Below are 19353 nucleotides of genomic sequence, written 5' to 3'. Positions count from 1 at the left end.
CGCCGCTACGCTTGGGACCATGAATGCTACCCCCGTCGAAACGTCCGGATCCGCCCTTCGTGCCATGGGCGGCCTCCGCTTTTCCAAGGGGCACGGCACGGGCAACGACTTCGTCCTGGTGGCCGATCCTGAGGGCACCCGCAGCTTCGATGCGCACCAGGCAGCGGCCCTGTGCGACCGGCACCAGGGAATCGGCGCCGACGGGCTGATCAGGGCCGTGCCCTCCCGCTTCCTGACGGAGGGCAGGGAACTGCTGCTGGACACCCCCGGCGCGGAATGGTTCATGGATTACCGGAACGCGGACGGTTCGCTGTCCGAAATGTGCGGAAACGGGGTCCGGGTGTTCGTCCACTTCCTGCGAACCGAGGGGCTGATCGACCTGCCCGACGGCGGTTCACTAGCCATCGGGACGCGCGGCGGGGTAAAGACCGTGGTCCGTACCGGGAACGACTACGCGGTGGACATGGGCCCCTGGGAGTTCATCTTTCCCGGCGAAGCCAGTGCCAAGGCCATGGATTCCCTCGTCGCTGCCGACGGGCTGGAGGTTCCCCGGCCGGCCTTGTCCGTGAGCATGGGCAACCCGCACACCGTGGTGGCCCTCGCCGAGCTGTCCGAGCTGGCCGGCACCCGGCTTTTCACCGCGCCGAAAGTCGATCCCGTCCCGGCAAACGGAACCAACGTGGAGTTCGTCGTTCCGGCTGAGCCCCTTGTGCACGACGGCGTCGGATCGGTGACCATGCGCGTGCATGAGCGCGGTGTGGGGGAGACGCAATCCTGCGGCACGGGCGCCTGCGCGGCCGCCGTCGCCATCCGGCACTGGGCAGGTGCCGAGGCTCCCGACGTCTGGCGCGTCCATGTTCCCGGAGGGGTCGTTGGCGTCAAGTTCTTCGCCGGACCCGGCGGCCACGAGCATGTTGAGCTCAGCGGTCCGGCGGTCATTGTGGCGAGCGGGACGCTTTCCTGACCTTCAGGATCCGGAAGGACTTGGCGGTCGATTCGCGCGTCACGGTGAAGGAGCTGTCCAGTTCGGCGGCCAGCCAGCGCTGCAGCGAGTCCGAGCCCAGGTTCTTCTGGACCACCAGCCACGCCGTCCCGCCCTCAGCCAGGCGGGGGAGCCACAGCTTCAGCAGGGCATGCAGTTCTTCCTTGCCGATCCTGATGGGCGGATTAGACCAAATGGTGTCGAAACGCACTTCGGGGTCTACGGCCTCAGGCGTGCTGGCAACGACATTGGACAGGCCCAGCGCCTCGGCATTCTCGTTGGTCAGGGTGATGCACCGTTCGTTGACGTCCACCGCGTAGACCCTTGACTGGGGCGCCAGCAGAGCCATGGTGAGGGCCACCGGCCCCCAGCCGCAACCAATGTCCAACAGGTTGCCGTGGGGGTTCGGCGCAGGGACCTCCGCCAGAAGTACTGCAGTGCCCTTGTCGATGCCGTCCGGGCTGAAAATGCCCGAGGAGGTCTGGAGCCTGCGCGTTCCGCCGGCCAGTTCCACGGTGAGGGGCTTGCGGGTAAAGGGCCCGGCGGGGGACGTGCTGAAATAGTGAGCGGACTCCATAACTGGCCAGAGTAGTTCCCCCTGCAGCGTAATGGGAAACTGTGCCTGCGCCCCTCTGTTAGGCTAATGCGCATGTTCTTGATCTTCGAGTAGCCGGTACGGGCCCCGCCCGTTCCTGCCGCTGCCCAGCAGAGGCAGCCCGTCCCACAGCGACGCAGGTTCCCATGCCTTCCGCTTGTGCACCGGACCGGACCATTCCGTCCAGGCCCGGCCGCCGGACAGTACTCGAACGTCAGCCTTCTGCTGCGCTTCCTGCAATTCTCCGGCCTCGCCCGCCCAGCCGCCCCTGCAACGCGGCATCCCGGCCCCGGCACCGCCGCCGGCGGCCCCACCATCAGGAGGACTGCATGACCGCAGGCCGTCAGCCCAGCGCGAATTCTTCCCACCTTCCAACTAATCGGCACTATTCTGGAAATGCCGAATCTTCAAAGGAGACCATGACCAGCCAGCCAAACACCGGGTCCGATCCAGCCGCCCAGGACATGAGTCCCGAGGAAATCCAGGCTGTCATCGACCGGATCCTCGCCAAGGACGTACCGGCCCGGAAAGTCAGCACGCCCAGCGGCGACGGCAGCGGCACCGGAAAAGCTGTGCTCGGCAAGGCCCAGGCCATATCCCGCCTCGACGAAGAACATTCAACGTACGACGGCGACCAGCAGGACCTCGAGGAACGCAGGGCCCTGCGCCGCAGGGCAGGGTTGTCCACCGAACTCGAAGACGTCACCGAGGTCGAATACCGCCAGCTCCGCCTGGAACGCGTGGTCCTGGCAGGGCTCTGGTCCGACGGAACACTGGCCGACGCCGAAAATTCGCTGCGCGAGCTTGCCGCCCTCGCCGAGACGGCCGGCTCCGAGGTCCTCGACGGGCTGGTACAGCGGAGGGCCAAGCCGGATCCCGGAACGTTCCTGGGCTCGGGCAAGGCGCTCGAACTGAAGGACATCGTCATGTCCACCGGTGCGGACACCGTGGTGGTGGACGCCGAGCTCGCACCCTCGCAGCGTCGTGGCCTCGAAGACATCGTCAAGGTCAAGGTGATCGACCGTACGGCCCTGATCCTGGACATCTTCGCCCAGCACGCCAAGAGCCGCGAGGGCAAGGCCCAAGTGGAGCTGGCACAGCTGGAATACCTGCTTCCCCGACTCCGCGGCTGGGGCGAATCGATGTCCCGCCAGGCAGGCGGCCAAGTGGGTGGCGCCGCCGCCGGCATGGGCTCGCGCGGCCCCGGTGAAACCAAGATCGAACTGGACCGGCGCCGGATCCGTACGCGCATGGCCAAGCTTCGGCGCGAGATCGCCGCGATGAAGCCGGCGCGGGAAACCAAGCGGGCCAACCGCCGTCGTAACGAGGTACCGTCGGTGGCCATTGCCGGGTACACCAACGCGGGGAAATCCTCCCTGCTCAACAGGCTCACCGACGCCGGCGTCCTGGTGGAGAACGCCTTGTTCGCCACCCTGGATCCCACCGTCCGCAAGGCCGAAACCGCTGACGGCCTGGGTTACACCCTGGCCGACACCGTGGGCTTCGTCCGCTCGCTGCCCACCCAGCTGGTGGAGGCCTTCCGCTCCACCCTCGAAGAGGTGGCCGATTCGGACCTGATCCTGCACGTGGTGGACGCCTCGCACCCCGATCCCGAGGGCCAGATCGCCGCGGTCCGGAAGGTCTTCAGCGAAGTTGACGCCCGCAAGGTGCCTGAGATCATCGTGCTGAACAAGGCCGATGCCGCCGATCCCTTCGTGATCGAGCGGCTGAAGCAGCGCGAACCACGCCATGTGGTGGTCTCGGCCCGGACGGGTGAGGGTATTGCCGAGCTGCTGAAGGCCATCAGCGACGCCATCCCGAGGCCCAGCGTGAAGCTTGAACTGCTCATTCCGTACGACCGGGGCGACCTGCTCAGCAAGCTGCACGAATCCGACGCCGAAATCATCCACCTCGACCACGTTGAGGAAGGTACCAGGGCCGTGGTGATGGTCCGCGAGGGCCTGGCATCCGAGCTGGAACCATTCGCCCTCAATGACTGACCTCGCGGCCGGGGAAGCTGCGCAGGCGGCCGGCGAGCAGTTCGTCCTTGAACTGCTCGACCGCGCCGTCGCCGGCATGGGCGGACAAAGCCGCACCGGACAACACGAAATGGCCCGCCAGGTGGCCCGGGCCATCAGTTCGGGCAACCATCTCCTGGTCCAGGCCGGCACCGGGACCGGCAAGTCCCTGGCCTACCTGGTACCGCTCATTGCCCACGCGTTGGAAAGCAATAAGCCCGCCCTGGTGTCCACGGCCACGCTGGCCCTGCAAACCCAGATCGTGGGCAGGGACCTGCCCCGGCTCCTGAAGAACATCACCCCGGCCCTGGATCGGCCCGTCAAAGTGGCCCTGGTCAAGGGGCGGTCCAACTACCTCTGCCGCCACAAGGTGGAGGGCGGGTTCCCTTCCGAAGAGCCTTCGGAGGGCCAGCTGTTCTCCCTCGGCGAGGACACCAGCGTGCCGCACTTCGCCGCCTCTGTGGGCGGTCCCGCCTCCCAGCTGGGCAAGGAAGTGGTGCGGCTGCGGGAGTGGGCCGAGAAGACCGCCACCGGCGACCGTGACGAGCTTCTTCCCGGCGTGACCGACCGTGCATGGCGGCAGGTGTCCGTGACCTCCATGGAATGCCTGGGGGCGCAAAAATGTCCCATGGCCGCTGAGTGCTTCAGTGAACTGGCGCGGCAGGACGCGGCCGAGGCAGACGTCGTGGTGACCAACCACGCCATGCTCGCCGTCAGCGCCTTCGAGGGGCTCGCCGTGCTGCCCGAATATGACGTCGTGGTAGTGGACGAGGCGCATGAACTGCAGGACCGCGTCACCGGGGCCGTCTCCGGGCAGTTGTCCGTCGCCATGGTGCACGCCGCCGCATCAGGTGCCCGCAAACACACGGCCATCACCGTTGACGCCCTGAACGCTGCGGCCGCCAACCTTGAGCTGGCCCTCGCCGGGGCCCCGAACGGCCTGCTGCCCAACGGCCTGAACGACGAACAGCTGGACTGCGTGGACCAGCTGCGTGAGGCCTGCCGCGCGGCGCTGTCCGATTCCAAGGGGGACAGCAACACCACGGCCGACGGCGGGCGGCAGCTCGCCCGGTCCCGCCTCATGCTGATCCTTGAATTATGCGAACGGCTGCTGGCTGCCCGGGAGAACCGCGAAGTGGTCTGGTTCTCGCGCGCGAGCACCTTCGACCCCGGCCAGGGCTACTCCCAGCCTGACGAGAATGCGCCGGTGCTGGTCAACATCGCGCCGCTGTCCGTTGCCGGGCGGCTGAGGGAAGGACTCTTCGCCGGCCACACTGTTGTGCTGACCTCTGCCACCCTGGCCATCGGGTCCGCGTTCGAACCGGCAGCGGGCGGGCTGGGACTGATAGGCGACGGAGCTCCCAGCTGGACGGGGGTGGATGTCGGCTCACCCTTCGACTACCCCAAACAGGGCATCCTCTACGTGGCGGGACACCTGCCCAAACCGGGCCGGGGTGTTTCGCCGGAAGCCCTGGAGGAGCTCGAGGCGCTCATCAAAGCATCCGGTGGCGGGGCTCTTTGCCTCTTTTCCTCGCGTCGGGCTGCGGAGGAGGCCGCCGATGCCCTGCGGCCCAAGCTCGATATGACCGTGCTCTGCCAGGGCGAGTCAACCATGACCGCCCTGGTCAAGCAGTTCGCGGACGAACCGGATACCTGCCTCTTCGGGACTATGTCCCTGTGGCAGGGGGTGGACGTTCCGGGCGGGTCGTGCCGGCTCGTGGTGATCGACCGGATTCCCTTCCCCAGGCCGGACGATCCCCTCATGACAGCTCGGTCGCGGGCCGTGGCCCAGGCCGGTGGCAACGGTTTCATGTCGGTGTCGGCTACCCACGCGGCCATCCGGCTGGCGCAGGGCGCCGGGCGGCTGATCCGGTCAACCGGCGACAAAGGAGTGGTGGCGGTGCTGGATTCGCGGCTGGCAACCGAACGTTATGCGGGCTTCCTGCGGGCCGCGCTGCCGCCTTTCTGGTCCACTACGGACCGCAGCAAGGCGCTGGCCGCACTCACCAGGCTCGGCGCGGAGGCCTCTGAATAGAGGCCTGCCGCGGCCGGAGGTGACAGGCGGTGTCAGAGGGACCGCAGCACCGAAACCACTTTGCCCATGATGGTCGCGTGGTCGCCCAGGATGGGTTCGTACTGCGTGTTCTGCGGGAGCAGCCAGGTGTGGCCGTCCCGCTGGCGGAAGGTCTTGACGGTTGCTTCGTCATCGAGCAGGGCAGCGACGATATCACCGTTGACGGCGTCCGCCTGGCGGCGCACCACGACCCAGTCTCCGTCGCAGATGGCGGCGTCCACCATGGAGTCCCCGGCCACCTTGAGCATGAACAGTTCACCCTGGCCCACAAGTTGGCGGGGGAGCGGCATGACATCCTCAACGAGCTGCTCGGCGAGGATGGGACCGCCGGCGGCAATCCGGCCCACGAGCGGAACCATGGCGGTGTCCAGCGCGGTAGGCAGCTCCGTTACGGTGGCGCCGGGTGTCTGCGGCGCTGAGGCGGCAATCGGCTTCCCGCCGCCGCCGTCAAGCGTGAGGGGCATGAGCACCTCCATGGCCCGCGGCCGCTTCGGGTCGCGCCGGAGGTAGCCAAGCTTCTCCAGCTGGGACAGCTGATGGGTCACGCTGGACAAGCTCGCAAGGCCCACCGTGTCGCCGATCTCGCGCATTGAGGGCGGGTAGCCGTTGTCATTGACGGACCGCTGGATGGTCTCGAGGATCTTCTTCTGCCGCGGGGTAAGCCCCTTCGGAGTCCTCTTTGGTTGCGGGGCCGTCCTGCCCCCGGCGGCTGCTGCTGCCATGTTCGCCAATGCCTTTCGCTTGCCGCCGGATCTTCCGCCCCACGCCGTAGGCCGGCGTTGCGTGAAGGGTCACCGCTGTCATTGTCAGACCCTGCTGTTCAACTTCAGTGGTGGTTGTTCTTGGTTTCCAAGCTAGGCCAGCCACATTGCTTTTTCAAACATTTGTTCTAGCGAGTCTCGACATTGTTCGTTGATAGGTGCTAAAACTTAGTAAGCAAAGTTCGAATATGTGTTCTAACCATTGCATGGCCTGTTCGAAGACCTGGCCGGAAGAGATTGGTATTCCGGCACGGCAGGCAGGACGGCAGCGGCGGACACCCGGGCAGCACGGCAGGTCCAGGAGGGCTCAGTTCATGTCAGCTTTAACTCTTTCCCACATATCCCGTCCAGAGTTCCTGGCCGGGGAGCGCCACTCGTCCGGCAGCCGGCGGATCAGTGCCGGAACTGCGCCATCACCGGCGCCGCTTCGGTTGACCCGGCGGGGGCGGATCGTCCTGGTGGGAGTGCCGCTGATTCTCCTCGCGGTCCTGCTGCTCTCCTTGGCGGGACTTTTCCACTCCCCGGCCAAGGCCTCCGATTCCGCCGCGGACCTCGCCGTGACGCCCACGGTGACAGTCACGGTCCAGCCCGGCCAGTCCCTGTGGTCCATCGCCGGTGCCGTGGCCCCGAACCGGGATGCACGGGACGTCGTGGCCGACATCGTCCAGCTCAACAACCTGTCCGCCGGCGCGGTCCTGCCCGGGCAGCAGCTCTTCGTCCCCAGCCACTGACCCCTTCTTGAGCGGGTACCGCGGAGCGGCAGCCTGGCGCCGCGGCCTGGTGACTGCGGGTGCGCGTCCCCCGGAGGCTGCCGCCAGCTCTTCGTCCGGGCGTTTCCGAGGCAGGCCAAAAGTGTCATATTTTCCGGTAGTTGCCACGGCAACTAAACTGTTCAGGTGAACGACCAGCTAGAACGCCTGAACCGGCTACCCCTCCGCAGCAACCTTCGCGGGCTGACTCCCTACGGGGCGCCCCAACTGGACGTCCCCATTCTCCTGAACGTCAACGAGAACACCCATGGCGTCCCGGCGGACGTGCGTGCCGCCATCAGCGCCGCCGTGACGGAGGCCGCCGCCGGCCTGAACCGCTACCCGGACCGGGAGTTCACCGAGCTCCGCAAGGCCCTGGCCGAATACCTTGGCCATGGCCTCGACGAAACCAACCTGTGGGCCGCCAACGGCTCCAACGAGGTCCTGCAGCAAATCCTCCAGGCGTTCGGCGGCCCGGGCCGCACCGCCCTGGGCTTCCCGCCCACGTACTCCATGTACCCGCTGCTGGCGAGCGGCACCGACACCGAATACATCACCGGTGTCCGGGCCGAGGGCTACGACCTCAGCGCAGAATCCGCTGCCCGGCAGGTCAGGGAGCTGCAGCCGAACATCGTGTTCCTCTGCTCGCCGAACAATCCCACCGGCACCGGCCTGGGACTGGACGTCGTCGAGGCTGTCTACGAGGCCGGTGCTCCAAGCCAGACCATCGTCATCGTGGACGAGGCGTACCACGAATTCGCCCACGACGGCACGCCCAGCGCCCTGACCCTGTTGCCCGGCAGGGAGCGGCTGATTGTCTCCCGCACCATGAGCAAGGCCTTCGCACTCGCCGGCGCACGCCTCGGCTACATGGCCGCGGCCCCGGAGGTCACCGATGCCCTGCGCCTGGTGCGCCTTCCGTACCACCTGTCCGCGATCACCCAGGCAACCGCCCTGGCAGCCCTGCAGCACCGCGAAGCGCTCATGGCCGATGTGCAGGACATCAAGCAGCAGCGCGACCGCATTGTGGCTGAGCTGACCAGGATGGGCCTCAAGCCTGCCGCGTCCGACTCCAACTACGTGTTCTTCGGCGGCCTGGAGAACCCGCACCAGGTCTGGCAGGAACTGCTGGACGCGGGCGTGCTGATCCGCGACGTGGGAATTCCCGGGCACCTGCGGGTCACGGCCGGTACCGAGCCGGAAACCACGGCCTTCCTCACGTCCCTGGAGCGCATCCTTGCGGGCCACGCCGCGCTTCCCGCCTAGACTTGATACAGCGGCGCTGGGCGCCCTGAACCACTCCTTCTCCCACTAAGGATCCTTCACCATGAGTTCAACCGGTTCGAATACTGCTGCGGCCCGGACCGCCCGCATGGAGCGCGCCACCAGCGAGTCCTCCGTCCTCGTGGAGATCAACCTCGACGGAACGGGTGTGTCCAACATCGACACCTCGGTGCCGTTCTACGACCACATGCTGACCGCCCTGTGCAAGCACTCGCTGATCGACATGACCGTCAAAGCCACCGGCGACACCCACATCGACGTCCACCACACCGTGGAGGATGTCGCCATCACGTTCGGCGAGGTCCTGCGGACCGCGTTGGGAAACAAAGCCGGGATCCGCAGGTTCGGCGAGGCCACCGTGCCGCTGGACGAAGCCCTCGCCAACGCGGTGGTGGACGTCTCCGGCCGTCCCTACCTGGTCCACGGCGGCGAGCCCGCTGGCCAGGAGTACCACTTGATAGGCGGCCACTTCACCGGCTCCCTGACCCGCCACGTCTTTGAGGCCATCACGCTGCACGCCGGCATCTGCCTGCACATGAACGTCCTGGCCGGCCGGGACCCGCACCACATCGTGGAGGCGCAGTTCAAGGCCTTCGCCCGCGCGCTCCGCGCCGCCGTCGAACCCGATCCCCGGGTTGAAGGCATCCCCTCCACCAAGGGTGCGCTGTGAGCGGGCAGGTCCTCAAGGACGGAGCGATCATCGATCCCACCGCCTCACAGAAGCTCCCGTCGCCCGAGGGCAAGCCGACGGTGACGGTGCTCGACTACGGGTCCGGGAACGTCCGCTCGGCCGTGCGAGCCCTGGAGCGCGCCGGTGCGGAAGTGATCCTCAGCGCCAAACCGGACGATGTGCTCAACGCCGACGGCCTGGTGGTCCCCGGCGTCGGCGCATTCGAGACTGTGATGCGCGAACTCAAGGCCGTGGACGGCATCCGCCTCATCGGCAGGCGCGTCGCAGGCGGACGCCCCGTGCTGGGCATCTGCGTGGGTTTGCAGGTCCTCTTCGAGGCCGGTGTGGAACATGGCACGGAAGCCGAGGGCATCGGTGAATGGCCTGGCAAGGTGGAGGCATTGCGCGCCGAAGTTGTCCCGCACATGGGCTGGAACACCGTCAAGGTGCCCGAGGGATCCAAGCTGTTCGCCGGCGTCGAAAACGAACGGTTCTACTTCGTGCATTCCTACGGCGTGCAGGAGTGGAACTTTGAGGTGATCCAGCCGCGGATGGCGCCACCGCTGGTCACCTGGTCCGAGCACGGCGGTCCCTTCATTGCCGCCGTGGAGAACGGGCCGCTCTGCGCGACGCAGTTCCACCCCGAAAAGTCCGGCGACGCCGGCGCCCGGCTCCTGCGCAACTGGGTGGAAGGCCTCCGCAAGCCCGCCACCGGCGACGCCGCCCATGGCACCTCCCCGGCCGAAGCCGGCAGTGGCGCCTAGATGTGGTCCGTACTCCTGATGGGCCTCGCCGGCATCCTGATTGGCGGCGGCATCTCGTTCCGTCAGCAGCACAAGCCGCTCTGGACGCAGGTGTCCTTCTACGTCCTGGCCGCCATGTCGCTGCTGGCCGCCTATTTGCTCACGCTGCCCGCCAGCTGACCCCGCCGGCCGCCGGCGACCATGCCGGCGTCGGCGCCCCAGCCCCTGTCCCGAAGAACCAACACTGAGGATGAGTATGACCACCGCACATGACCTGCCGGTCCTTGAACTGCTGCCTGCCGTCGATGTCGTCAACGGGCAGGCCGTCCGGCTGGTCCAGGGGGAGGCCGGCAGCGAAACCAGCTACGGCACGCCCTTGGACGCGGCACTGAACTGGCAGCAGCAGGGGGCCGAGTGGGTGCACCTGGTGGACCTGGATGCGGCGTTCGGGCGCGGTTCCAACGCGGACCTGCTCCGCGACGTGGTGGGCCGCCTGGACATCAAGGTGGAGCTTTCCGGCGGCCTGCGCGACGACGAGACCCTCGAAGCGGCCCTGGACCTGGGCGTGGCCCGGGTCAACCTGGGCACCGCTGCGCTGGAGAATCCGGAGTGGACCGCGCGGGCCATCGAACGCTTCGGCGACAAGATCGCCGTCGGCCTTGACGTCCGGGGCACCACCCTGGCCGGCCGGGGCTGGACCAAGGAAGGCGGGGACCTCTGGGACGTGCTGGGCCGCCTCGAGGAGGCCGGGTGCTCCCGCTATGTGGTGACCGACGTGACCAAGGACGGCACCCTGCAGGGACCCAACGTTGAACTCCTGCGCCAGATGGTGGAGAAGACCGGCAAACCCGTGGTCGCCTCCGGCGGCATCTCCAGCCTCGATGACCTCAAGGTCCTCCGCTCGCTGGTGCCGCTGGGCGTGGAAGGCGCCATCGTGGGCAAGGCCCTGTACGCCGGGGCCTTCACGCTGCCCGAAGCCCTCGACGTCGCCGGCCGGCGCTAGGCGCCCGGAAGGTCCAGCCAATGCCCAGCGCCCAGGAACCGGGACATCCCCCAGCCCGCCATCTGCCAGGACATATCGCCGCAGCCCTCGCCGGGGCCGGCGGGCCGGCGGACTCCGCGGGCCGGCCATGGGCCGGGCGCAGCCTCGCCGGTGAAGACGGCAAGATCCACAACTTCGAGGACGACGACGGCACGGCCGACGCCGGCTACCTCACCGCTGTTGCGGCGCTCCGGCAGGGGAGCGGCAGCGAGGCCGGGGTGGTGGCGGCGCTGGCAACGGCACGGGTCTTCATCCCCATCGTGGCGCAGCTTGCTGAGGAAGCGGAAACGGACCACGGGCTGCACGCCGACAAGCAGGCGGACATGGCCCTGGTCACGCTGAAGGCCGCCGACGGCCGGATCGCGCTCCCGGCATTCACCTCTGCAGCCGCGCTCTCCGCCTGGCACCCCGAGGCCCGGCCGGTTGCCGTGTACGCGGCCCGCGCCGCGCTCTCTGCCGTCGCTGAGGGTGCCGAACTCCTGGTCCTGGACCCGGGGGCCGGCTTCACCTTCGTGGTCCGCCGCCCGGCCGCCTGGGCCCTGGCCAAGCAGCACCACTGGGTCCCTTCCTACGAGGACGGTGAGCTTGCCGCCGAACTTGGCCGCGCCTCCTCCGGGTTTCCCGCGGTGCGCGGTATCGAACTCCTCCCTGGCAGGGGAGTGTCCGCCACTGCTGCCGACGGCACCGTGGTTCCCGGCGGCGGCGCCGGACCCGAACTCCAGGTGGTGCTCTACCTTGAGGACGGGTTGGACGCCGCCGGGGTCCAGGAACTGGTGGCCGGCCTGCAGGCCGAGTGGTCCCGGAATGTATTGTTTGGGGAGCGCGTCGATTCCCTGGAGATCAAGCTCAGGCGCGCTCCCGACTAGCTGCCGGCCGGATGGGTGAACCCCGCCCGCGCCGGGGCGGACCCTAAGGATCGCTTCGTGAATTTCGCTCTCTACCGGGAGTTGCTCGCCGTCCGGCCCATCCGGCGGCTGCTGCTGGTGGGCATGGTTGCCCGGATCCCGCACTCGGCTGCCGGAGTCCTGCTCACCCTGCATATCGTCCTGACCCTGGGCCAGGGCTACGCGGCGGCCGGCGCCGCCGCGGCGGTGATGACCATTGGCATTGCCCTTGGCGCCCCGTGGCGTGGCCGGCGCGTTGACACCGTGGGCCTGCGGACGGCGCTTATTCCGTCGGTGATCTCGGAGACCATCATCTGGTCCGTGGTGCCCCATGTGTCCTACCAGTGGCTCCTGCCGCTCGTCTTCGTCGGCGGCCTGCTCACACTGCCCATCTTCAGCGTCGTCCGGCAGTCCTTGGGCGTCCTGGCCCAAGGCGACCAGCGCCGCACGGCCTTTGCCCTGGACGCCATCACCACCGAAATGGTGTTCATGATCGGCCCGGCCGCGGGCGCCGTCGTGGCCACCAGCGGGTTCACCACCGCAGGCTTGACCGTCGTGGGCATAGCGACGTCACTGGCCGGACTGTTCCTCATGTGGTTCAACCCGCCCACCCGCAGTGCGGACCCGGGAATGGGACGCGAAGCTGACGAGCAGCACGCGGCGGAGGCCGCCGTCGTCTCCACCGCCCCGGCCCATGTCCAGGAAGCCGCCGCGGAACTGGCGCCCGCGGGTGCCGCTGCACCGCAAGAGGGCTCGAGGGGAAGGCCGGCGGGCGGCTTCTCCTGGTTCACCGCCACAGTGGCGGCCCTCTTCGCGGTCGCCGCCGGCGCCGGCATGGTCCTGAGCGGCACCGACGTTGGCATTGTTGCCGCCTTGGAGATCGGTGGACACCAGAGCGAAATCGGCATCGTCTTCGTCTTCTGGTGTGCCGCCTCAGTGGTGGGCGGCATCATCTACGGCGCCATGCACAGGCCCGTCCCGCCCGTCATCCTGCTGCTGGGCATGGCGGCCCTGACGCTGCCCATGGCACTCGCCCACGACACCTGGACGCTCGCTTTCGTCTCCGTCCTGCCCGGCTTGCTGTGCGCCCCGGTGCTCTCGGCGGCCTCCGAGAAGGTGGCGGACCTGGTCCCGGAGGAGCGGCGCGGGGAGGCGATGGGCTGGTACGGCTCGGCCCTCACCGCCGGGGTTGCGCTCGGTTCACCGCTCGCCGGCATCTTCATCGACCTGATGGGCCCCTCCGGCGGCTTCGTCTCGGTCGGGGGTGCGGGTGTGCTGCTGTGCCTGGTGGGGCTGGCCCTGCAGCTGCGCCGGCGCAGGGCCGCCGCCTGAACCCGCTTCCAACGGTTGCTCCCCGCCCGCGTGGACGAGCCGCGGGCCATGTTCCCGGGGAAACGACGACGGCGGGACGACCTCGGATGGTCGTCCCGCCGTCGGGCGCTGCGTGGGGGAGTCCGGCGTTAGTTCACGGCCCCGGTGTACTTTTCGCCCGGGCCCTTGCCCGGAGCATCGGGAATCAGGGACTCCTCACGGAAGGCGAGCTGGAGGGAGCGGAGGCCATCGCGCAACGGTCCGGCGTGCTGGGAGCCGATTTCCGGGGCGGCCGCGGTAACCAGGCCGGCAAGGGCGGTGATCAGTTTCCGGGCTTCGTCCAGGTCCTTGAGTTCGGCTGCGTTGTCTTCAGCGGCGAGGCCCAGCTTCACGGCGGCGGCGCTCATGAGGTGCACGGCGGCCGTGGTGATGACCTCGATGGCGGGGACCTCCGAGATGTCGCGGATCTGCTGTGAAACGTCCGCGCCTGCGTCAGCGGGCTCGAAAACGTACGAATTACTGTCTGAGGTGCTCATACTGGTAAGCTTGACACAGACCGACTGGATGTCGTTATTTCAGAGATCGTTCCAAACGATGGGGTTCCCAGCAGCGCTTCGCGGCGTTGGCGGGAATTTTTTCTGTAGAATGGCATCCAGTTTGCAAGCGGAGTTCTCTCCCACCCGCGTCAGCCGCTGTTTCCCAGGTTCCTTGCGAACCGCCAGGGGACGAAAGGTTGCCGGGTACCTGGTTGGGCATGGAACCGGTAACAACCGGAACTGTGCGCGTGCTTCCCGTTTTCGGGACGGCTTTGCCAACCTGTTTGAGGCCTTCGATTGCTCCGGCAATTGGGGGCCTTCTCTATTTGCCGGACACAACAACAAACACAGGAGCTTTAACATTAGCGAGCCAAGAATCAATGAGCGTATCCGCGTCCCCGAGGTGCGGCTGGTCGGACCTGCAGGTGAACAGGTAGGAATCGTCCGTATTGAGGATGCCCTGCGCCTGGCTGCCGAATCCGACCTTGATCTCGTTGAAGTTGCACCTCAGGCGAAGCCTCCGGTGTGCAAGCTGATGGATTTCGGCAAGTACAAGTACGAAGCCGCGGTCAAGGCACGTGAGGCCCGGAAGAACCAGACGAACACCGTTCTGAAGGAAATCCGCTTCCGCCTCAAGATCGACACCCACGACTACGAGACCAAGCGGGGCCACGCCCTTCGCTTCCTCGGCGCCGGGGACAAGGTCAAGGCCATGATCCAGTTCCGTGGCCGCGAGCAGCAGCGCCCCGAAATGGGCATCCGCCTGCTCCAGCGCTTCGCGGACGACGTCGCCGAAGTTGGCGTGGTGGAGTCCAGCCCCCGCATCGATGGCCGGAACATGGTCATGGTTGTCGGTCCGCTGAAGAACAAGGCCGAGGCAAAGGCTGAAGCCCGTCGCGCCACCCAGCGCGCCGAGGCGAAGGCACAGAACGAAGCCAAGGCCTCCGGCCGTGTGGACACGTCCGGCACGGACCAGGCGCCCATGACCCAGTCACTGGCTGACCTCCTGCCGGAAGGCTTCACCGTTTCCACCGAACCGGAGACGGCTCCGGAGGAAACTGCCGCCGCCGAGGCGCCTGCTGCACCGGCTCCCGAGCAGGAAGCCGCCAAGGAGGAAGCTCCCAAGGCTGCCCCGGCTCCCCGGCAGGAAGCACCTAAGGCCGCCGCGCCCAAGGCTGCTGCACCCAAGCAGGAGGCTCCGAAGCAGGAGGCTCCGAAGGCTGCCGCAGCACCGAAGCCCGCGACGGCCGCCAAGCCGGCGGCAGCGGCGCCGAAGCCCGCCGCCGTGCCTGCACCGCCGAAGCCGGTGGCCAGGCCTGCTGCACCGAAGCCTGCTGCCCGCCCTGCCCCCAAGGCAGTGCCCAAGCCGGCGGGTAAGAAGACCAACTAGTTCACAGCTGCCGGAGGTTCCGCCCTCCGGCAGTCAGCAACCAGCATGCTGCCCGCAGGGGCGGCTGCGCGATAGAACTGCCGGCCCCAGGGCCCGCAGACACGTAAGGAGATCGGTTCCCATGCCGAAGATGAAGACCCACAGTGGTGCTAAGAAGCGCTTCAAGCTGACCGGCAGCGGCAAGCTGCGCCGCCAGCAGGCCAACCGCCGCCACTACCTGGAGCACAAGTCCAGCCGCCTGACCCGCCGCCTCGCCGGCGACAAGATCGTCTTCAAGGGCGATGCCAAGGTCATCCGGAAGATGCTCGGCATCTAGTTTCCAAGTTTATTGATGGGCCGCCCCCTGGCGGTTCGTCTTCTGCCAAACAGCCTTCTCAGGCCGCCGGATTTCCGGCAACAGATGCTTGGGATCAGATTTTCGAAGGAGTACGCACGTGGCACGTGTGAAGAGGGCGGTAAACGCCCACAAGAAGCGCCGGGTTGTCCTTGAGCGGGCAAAGGGTTACCGCGGACAGCGTTCGCGCCTGTACCGCAAGGCCAAAGAGCAGCTGCTGCACTCGTTTGTGTACAGCTACGGTGACCGCAAGAAGAAGAAGGGCGACTTCCGCCGCCTGTGGATCCAGCGCATCAACGCTGCGTCCCGCGCCAACGGCCTCACCTACAACCGACTGATCCAGGGCCTGAAGGCCGCTGAGGTCGAGGTTGACCGCCGCATGCTGGCCGAGCTCGCCGTCTCGGACGCCAACGCATTTGCCGCACTGGTCCAGGTGGCCAAGGACTCCCTGCCGGCTGACACCTCCGCCAAGAAGGTCGCCGCAGCCTAGAGGCCGCGCAGTGCTCCTCCCTGAGGGGCCGGTTCAAGAACTGGTGGCAGCAGCTACTACAGTTTCTTGTATGAACGACACCGGGCGCCCGCAAGATTTTCCACTGTCCAACCCCCGAGCCGATCGGGTCAGGGACGTGGCAAAGCTTGCAGGGCGCCCGGCCCGTTTAAAGCGTGGCCAGTTCCTTGCTGAGGGGCCGCAGGCAGTGCGCGAGGCACTCAAGCTCCACCAGCAGCGCCTTGCGGCCGGAGCCCCGGGCATCGTCACGGACGTCTACGCAAGCGAAAGCTGCCTGGACCGTTTTCCCGAGTTCGAGGAGCTTGCCGAGGGGACCACGGCACGGCTGGCCACCGATGAGGTCCTGTCGGCCATGGCTGACACGGTCAATCCGCAGGGAATCGTGGCCGTCTGCCGCTTCGTGGACGTTTCCCTGGCGGACGTGCTCGACGCCGGACCACGCCTGGTAGCCGTGCTCTGCCAGGTCAGGGATCCCGGTAACGCCGGAACAGTTCTCCGCGCCGCCGATTCCGCCGGGGCCGACGCCGTGGTGTTCACTGCGTCCAGCGTCGATATCTACAATCCCAAGGCAGTCCGCTCTACGGCCGGTTCCCTGTTCCACCTGCCCGTTGTCCTGGCTGCCGACCCGGCCGAACTCGCGGCTGCGTGCAAGGCCCGCGGCATCGGCATCCTCGCTGCGGACGGCTACGGACAGTTGGACCTGGATGTCCTCCAGGACGAGAGCGCCCGCCGCAGGCTCACCGGAAAGGGCCCGGATTCCGTGTACGACCTGGCCGGGCCCACAGCCTGGTTCTTCGGCAACGAGGCGCAGGGGTTGTCGGAGGAAGAACTTGCCCTGGCCGACCACCGGGTGGCTGTCCCCGTCTACGGGGCGGCGGAGAGCCTGAACCTCGGTACTGCGGCCACCGTCTGCCTCTACGCCAGCGCCAGGTCCCAACGCCGGGATGGGGCAGTTCCGGAATAAGTTGCCGGCGGCCAGCCAGGAAGGCGCCGCCGACGAAGGAGTGGCCGGGGAAGAAGCGGCCGGGCAAAAAGAAAGGCCCCGGATATCCGGGGCCCGGTGGTTATGTGGTGACGGAGTGGTCAGGGCGCGCGGGTGGCTTTTCCGCGTCCGGTGACGAATCCGTAGATGCCGGCGACAATGAGGCCACCGACGATAGCGAGAATCCACGTGCCGAGGTCGAAGAAGCCCATGTCGCCCTTGGCGAAAAGGAGGCTGCCAATCCAGCCGCCAACAATGGCACCAACAACACCGAGGATGAGGCTGGTGACCCAGCCGCCGCCGACCCGTCCGGGCATAACGGCCTTAACGATGGCCCCGACAATCAGGCCCAAAATAATCCAAGCAAGAAAACCCATGTCTCCTCCTTATTGTGACCGGGAAAAATAGTCCCGATGAGCCTCAAGCTAACATAAGGGCCCCGCAAAGTCAGTAGCCGAACCTGCGCCGTTGCTGCATCGTTAGGGGCGTCCCGGTACGGTATGGACCGGGTGGGGCCACGGCGGGATCCTGGACTGTCCAGCAGCGAAGAACCGGCGACGAGGAAGCTCCCTGGCTGTACATGGCGGTACCGCGGCGATGGTGGGTCGCGGGCGGGATCAGGCTGCCAGCGGACGCTTGCGCTCCAGCACGCCACTGAGCAGCGCGACGCCGAACCCGAGGACGGCGAGTACGGCGCCCACGAGCGCCGGGGCTACGAAGCCCCACCCGAGGGCAATGACGAGGCCGCCGAGAAAGGCCCCCAGGGCGTTGGCAACGTTGAGCGCGGCGTGGTTGAGCGAGGAGGCCAGGGACGGCGCATCCGGTGAAGCATCCAGCAGCCGGGTTTGCAGGGCGGGGACCAGCATGGAACCGGCGGCCCCCACCACGAACACCATGACCAGGGCGCTCCATGCCCAGTGTGCTGCCACGGCGTAGAGCACCAGGGCAACTGCAATCGCGGGCAGGACGCGGTAGAGGGTGCCCATCACCGACTTGTCGGCCAGCCTGCCGCCGATGAGGTTCCCGGCCACCATACCCAGTCCGTACAAGGCCACCACCAGCGGGATCAGCATGGAGGGGATTCCGGCCACGTTGGTCATGGTGTGGGCGATGTAGGTATAGGTTGCGAAGAAGCCGCCGAAGCCAACAATCCCCACCAGGAGCGCCAGCCACACCTGCAGCCGTTTCAGCGCACCGAGTTCGCGCCGGATGCTCGCGTCCGGGTGCGTCTTCTGGAACGGCACGAAGATCCAGACGAGCACCAGTGCCAGCAGCCCGATGCACCCCACCAGGACGAACAGCAGCCGCCAGCCGAAGGCCTGGCCCAGCCAGGTGGCAAAGGGCACTCCGACGACGTTGGAGATGCTGAGGCCGGCCATCACCATGGAGATGGCCCAGCCGCGCCGCGTCGGCGGGACCAGGGAGGCGGCTATCACGGCGGCCACGCCAAAGAACGCCCCGTGCGGCAGCCCCGCAGCGAACCTCGAGACGAGCATGGACCCGTAGTCAGGTGCGATGAACGAACTGAGGTTGGCAACCGTAAAGAAAAGCAGGAGCCCGAGCGCCAGGTATTTGCGGGGTAGCTTGGCCCCGACGACGGCAAGCAGCGGGGCGCCGACCACGACGCCCAGGGCGTAGGCGGAGATCAGGTAGCCGGCCTGGGGAGTGCTGATCGCCAGTCCCTGCTCCACCTCCTTCAACAGGCCCATCATGGTGAACTCGGTCACACCGATGCCTACCCCGCCCATGGCCAGCGCAAAAATGGCCATCCCAAGGTTTGGGGTCTTGGCGGGTGTTGCCGTGGACTGGGAAAGAACGCTGCTCATGTGCCTGCTTCTCAAAGATGGGTGGAAAAGACCGGATGCCACGGCAGTGGGGCAGGAACGTCCGGACAGAGTCGCAAACCCTTGGCGGCCAGGACCTATTCCCTGAGGCTGGAATGCTGTTCCGGGACATTCCATTGTGGACCATAGAATGGCCGAATGACTGGACTGATTCAGGTTGTGGGCGGAGCCATCGTGGACGAGCTGGCGGACCCGGCGGCCCTGCTGGTCGCCAGGCGAAGTGCGCCGGAGCACCTGGCCGGTCTGTGGGAGTTCCCGGGCGGCAAGGTTGAACCCGGCGAGGAGCCCGAGGCCGCGCTGGTGCGGGAACTGTCAGAGGAACTCGGAATCGGTGTCCGGCTGGGACCCGAACTGCCGGCGGAGGATCCCGGTGGCTGGCCGCTGAACGAACGGGCCAGCATGCGGGTCTGGTTCGCGGAGGTCAGCGACGGCGAGCCGCGGCCCCTTGAAGACCATGACGAACTGCGGTGGGTGGAACTCCGGGACCGGGACGCGGTCCTGGGCCTGCCGTGGATCCCCGCGGATTTTCCGATCGTCCGGGCTTTGCTGGACTCGGTGGCATCCCCGCTGAACCAGGCCCGCTGAACCAGGCACTCTGAACCAGGCCCGCTGAACCAGGGCCTCTGACACGGGACCGCCACCACAG

The 19353-nt window shown here is 67.3% G+C and carries 21 protein-coding genes; 16 read left to right on the top strand and 5 right to left on the bottom strand.

What is annotated here, in order from left to right:
* The first annotated feature begins 19 nt into the window (after positions 1 to 19).
* Entirely contained in the window at positions 20 to 964 is a 945-nt protein-coding gene (gene dapF, locus DC347_RS07030; protein WP_026265106.1) for a diaminopimelate epimerase, read from the top strand.
* Here the strand turns inward: dapF and DC347_RS07025 are convergent.
* The gene (locus tag DC347_RS07025; protein WP_018763624.1) at positions 936 to 1559 is read right to left on the bottom strand and encodes a class I SAM-dependent methyltransferase; all 624 of its coding nucleotides are present in this window, start codon (positions 1557 to 1559) and stop codon (positions 936 to 938) included. The two genes, dapF and DC347_RS07025, sit on opposite strands and share 29 nt — an antisense overlap.
* 437 nt (positions 1560 to 1996) lie before the next feature.
* Between DC347_RS07025 and hflX the strand changes: the two genes are divergently transcribed.
* Positions 1997 to 3577, top strand: coding sequence for a GTPase HflX (gene hflX, locus DC347_RS07020; RefSeq protein ID WP_109044894.1), 1581 nt, complete (start codon positions 1997 to 1999; stop codon positions 3575 to 3577).
* Positions 3570 to 5630: an ATP-dependent DNA helicase gene (locus DC347_RS07015; protein WP_109044893.1), complete on the top strand. Its 2061-nt coding sequence runs from the start codon at positions 3570 to 3572 to the stop codon at positions 5628 to 5630. Before hflX ends, DC347_RS07015 begins: the two co-directional genes overlap by 8 nt.
* Before the next feature lie 32 nt (positions 5631 to 5662).
* On the opposite strand, the gene lexA is transcribed toward DC347_RS07015, so the two are convergent.
* Positions 5663 to 6391 (bottom strand): transcriptional repressor LexA, encoded by a 729-nt coding sequence (gene lexA, locus DC347_RS07010; protein WP_109044892.1) that lies wholly within the window; start codon positions 6389 to 6391, stop codon positions 5663 to 5665.
* Positions 6392 to 6744: 353 nt separating this feature from the next.
* Here lexA and DC347_RS07005 point away from each other — a divergent pair, with 353 nt between their 5' ends.
* The 8 genes from DC347_RS07005 (at position 6745) to DC347_RS06975 (ending at position 13134) form a co-directional block, all read left to right on the top strand.
* Positions 6745 to 7161, top strand: a complete 417-nt coding sequence (locus DC347_RS07005; RefSeq protein ID WP_231369931.1) for a LysM peptidoglycan-binding domain-containing protein — start codon at positions 6745 to 6747, stop codon at positions 7159 to 7161.
* Between the two features lie 165 nt (positions 7162 to 7326).
* Positions 7327 to 8445, top strand: a complete 1119-nt coding sequence (locus tag DC347_RS07000) for a histidinol-phosphate transaminase (RefSeq protein WP_018763619.1) — start codon at positions 7327 to 7329, stop codon at positions 8443 to 8445.
* 61 nt (positions 8446 to 8506) lie between these two features.
* Positions 8507 to 9133: an imidazoleglycerol-phosphate dehydratase HisB gene (hisB, locus tag DC347_RS06995; RefSeq protein WP_018763618.1), complete on the top strand. Its 627-nt coding sequence runs from the start codon at positions 8507 to 8509 to the stop codon at positions 9131 to 9133.
* Positions 9130 to 9897, top strand: a complete 768-nt coding sequence (hisH, locus tag DC347_RS06990) for an imidazole glycerol phosphate synthase subunit HisH (RefSeq protein ID WP_109044891.1) — start codon at positions 9130 to 9132, stop codon at positions 9895 to 9897. Before hisB ends, hisH begins: the two co-directional genes overlap by 4 nt.
* Entirely contained in the window at positions 9898 to 10056 is a 159-nt protein-coding gene (locus DC347_RS21630; protein WP_018763616.1) for a hypothetical protein, read from the top strand. It begins immediately after the preceding gene.
* A 76-nt stretch (positions 10057 to 10132) separates the two neighbouring features.
* Positions 10133 to 10879 (top strand): bifunctional 1-(5-phosphoribosyl)-5-((5-phosphoribosylamino)methylideneamino)imidazole-4-carboxamide isomerase/phosphoribosylanthranilate isomerase PriA, encoded by a 747-nt coding sequence (priA, locus tag DC347_RS06985; RefSeq protein ID WP_018763615.1) that lies wholly within the window; start codon positions 10133 to 10135, stop codon positions 10877 to 10879.
* A gap of 20 nt (positions 10880 to 10899) precedes the next feature.
* Positions 10900 to 11784, top strand: coding sequence for an SseB family protein (locus DC347_RS06980; RefSeq protein WP_109044890.1), 885 nt, complete (start codon positions 10900 to 10902; stop codon positions 11782 to 11784).
* Between the two features lie 57 nt (positions 11785 to 11841).
* On the top strand, positions 11842 to 13134 hold the full coding sequence (locus DC347_RS06975) for an MFS transporter (RefSeq protein WP_109044889.1): 1293 nt from the start codon (positions 11842 to 11844) through the stop codon (positions 13132 to 13134).
* Positions 13135 to 13262: 128 nt separating this feature from the next.
* On the opposite strand, the gene DC347_RS06970 is transcribed toward DC347_RS06975, so the two are convergent.
* Positions 13263 to 13649, bottom strand: coding sequence for a DUF1844 domain-containing protein (locus DC347_RS06970; protein ID WP_018763612.1), 387 nt, complete (start codon positions 13647 to 13649; stop codon positions 13263 to 13265).
* 280 nt (positions 13650 to 13929) lie between these two features.
* On the opposite strand from DC347_RS06970, the gene infC reads away from it, so the two are divergent.
* The 4 genes from infC (at position 13930) to DC347_RS06950 (ending at position 16845) form a co-directional block, all read left to right on the top strand.
* Positions 13930 to 15039, top strand: a complete 1110-nt coding sequence (gene infC, locus DC347_RS06965; RefSeq protein WP_255414774.1) for a translation initiation factor IF-3 — start codon at positions 13930 to 13932, stop codon at positions 15037 to 15039.
* 121 nt (positions 15040 to 15160) lie between these two features.
* Entirely contained in the window at positions 15161 to 15355 is a 195-nt protein-coding gene (gene rpmI, locus DC347_RS06960; RefSeq protein ID WP_009358635.1) for a 50S ribosomal protein L35, read from the top strand.
* Positions 15356 to 15473: 118 nt separating this feature from the next.
* On the top strand, positions 15474 to 15863 hold the full coding sequence (gene rplT, locus DC347_RS06955) for a 50S ribosomal protein L20 (protein WP_018763610.1): 390 nt from the start codon (positions 15474 to 15476) through the stop codon (positions 15861 to 15863).
* A 70-nt stretch (positions 15864 to 15933) separates the two neighbouring features.
* Positions 15934 to 16845 (top strand): RNA methyltransferase, encoded by a 912-nt coding sequence (locus DC347_RS06950; RefSeq protein ID WP_026265103.1) that lies wholly within the window; start codon positions 15934 to 15936, stop codon positions 16843 to 16845.
* A gap of 119 nt (positions 16846 to 16964) precedes the next feature.
* Here the strand turns inward: DC347_RS06950 and DC347_RS06945 are convergent, their stop codons facing one another.
* Both DC347_RS06945 and DC347_RS06940 read right to left on the bottom strand, forming a co-directional pair.
* Positions 16965 to 17240 carry a GlsB/YeaQ/YmgE family stress response membrane protein gene (locus tag DC347_RS06945; RefSeq protein ID WP_018763608.1) on the bottom strand — a complete coding sequence of 92 codons (276 nt, stop codon included), beginning with the start codon at positions 17238 to 17240 and terminating at the stop codon, positions 16965 to 16967.
* A 240-nt stretch (positions 17241 to 17480) separates the two neighbouring features.
* On the bottom strand, positions 17481 to 18689 hold the full coding sequence (locus DC347_RS06940) for an MFS transporter (RefSeq protein WP_109044888.1): 1209 nt from the start codon (positions 18687 to 18689) through the stop codon (positions 17481 to 17483).
* A 156-nt stretch (positions 18690 to 18845) separates the two neighbouring features.
* Here DC347_RS06940 and DC347_RS06935 point away from each other — a divergent pair, with 156 nt between their 5' ends.
* Positions 18846 to 19292 (top strand): (deoxy)nucleoside triphosphate pyrophosphohydrolase, encoded by a 447-nt coding sequence (locus tag DC347_RS06935; RefSeq protein ID WP_109044887.1) that lies wholly within the window; start codon positions 18846 to 18848, stop codon positions 19290 to 19292.
* The last annotated feature ends 61 nt before the right edge of the window (positions 19293 to 19353 follow it).

Origin of the sequence: Pseudarthrobacter sp. AG30, assembly GCF_003116525.1 — a bacterium.
GTDB lineage: Bacteria > Actinomycetota > Actinomycetes > Actinomycetales > Micrococcaceae > Arthrobacter.
Note: the sequence above shows the minus strand (reverse complement) of the source record. Positions and strands in the feature narration are given on the sequence as shown.

Coding starts and splice junctions, on each gene's coding strand:
- dapF (WP_026265106.1), top strand. CDS start 20: ATGAATGCTACCCCCGTCGAAACGTCCGGATCCGCCCTTCGTGCCATG.
- DC347_RS07025 (WP_018763624.1), bottom strand. CDS start 1,559: ATGGAGTCCGCTCACTATTTCAGCACGTCCCCCGCCGGGCCCTTTACC.
- hflX (WP_109044894.1), top strand. CDS start 1,997: ATGACCAGCCAGCCAAACACCGGGTCCGATCCAGCCGCCCAGGACATG.
- DC347_RS07015 (WP_109044893.1), top strand. CDS start 3,570: ATGACTGACCTCGCGGCCGGGGAAGCTGCGCAGGCGGCCGGCGAGCAG.
- lexA (WP_109044892.1), bottom strand. CDS start 6,391: ATGGCAGCAGCAGCCGCCGGGGGCAGGACGGCCCCGCAACCAAAGAGG.
- DC347_RS07005 (WP_231369931.1), top strand. CDS start 6,745: ATGTCAGCTTTAACTCTTTCCCACATATCCCGTCCAGAGTTCCTGGCC.
- hisB (WP_018763618.1), top strand. CDS start 8,507: ATGAGTTCAACCGGTTCGAATACTGCTGCGGCCCGGACCGCCCGCATG.
- DC347_RS21630 (WP_018763616.1), top strand. CDS start 9,898: ATGTGGTCCGTACTCCTGATGGGCCTCGCCGGCATCCTGATTGGCGGC.
- priA (WP_018763615.1), top strand. CDS start 10,133: ATGACCACCGCACATGACCTGCCGGTCCTTGAACTGCTGCCTGCCGTC.
- DC347_RS06980 (WP_109044890.1), top strand. CDS start 10,900: ATGCCCAGCGCCCAGGAACCGGGACATCCCCCAGCCCGCCATCTGCCA.
- DC347_RS06970 (WP_018763612.1), bottom strand. CDS start 13,649: ATGAGCACCTCAGACAGTAATTCGTACGTTTTCGAGCCCGCTGACGCA.
- rpmI (WP_009358635.1), top strand. CDS start 15,161: ATGCCGAAGATGAAGACCCACAGTGGTGCTAAGAAGCGCTTCAAGCTG.
- DC347_RS06950 (WP_026265103.1), top strand. CDS start 15,934: ATGAACGACACCGGGCGCCCGCAAGATTTTCCACTGTCCAACCCCCGA.
- DC347_RS06945 (WP_018763608.1), bottom strand. CDS start 17,240: ATGGGTTTTCTTGCTTGGATTATTTTGGGCCTGATTGTCGGGGCCATC.
- DC347_RS06940 (WP_109044888.1), bottom strand. CDS start 18,689: ATGAGCAGCGTTCTTTCCCAGTCCACGGCAACACCCGCCAAGACCCCA.
- DC347_RS06935 (WP_109044887.1), top strand. CDS start 18,846: ATGACTGGACTGATTCAGGTTGTGGGCGGAGCCATCGTGGACGAGCTG.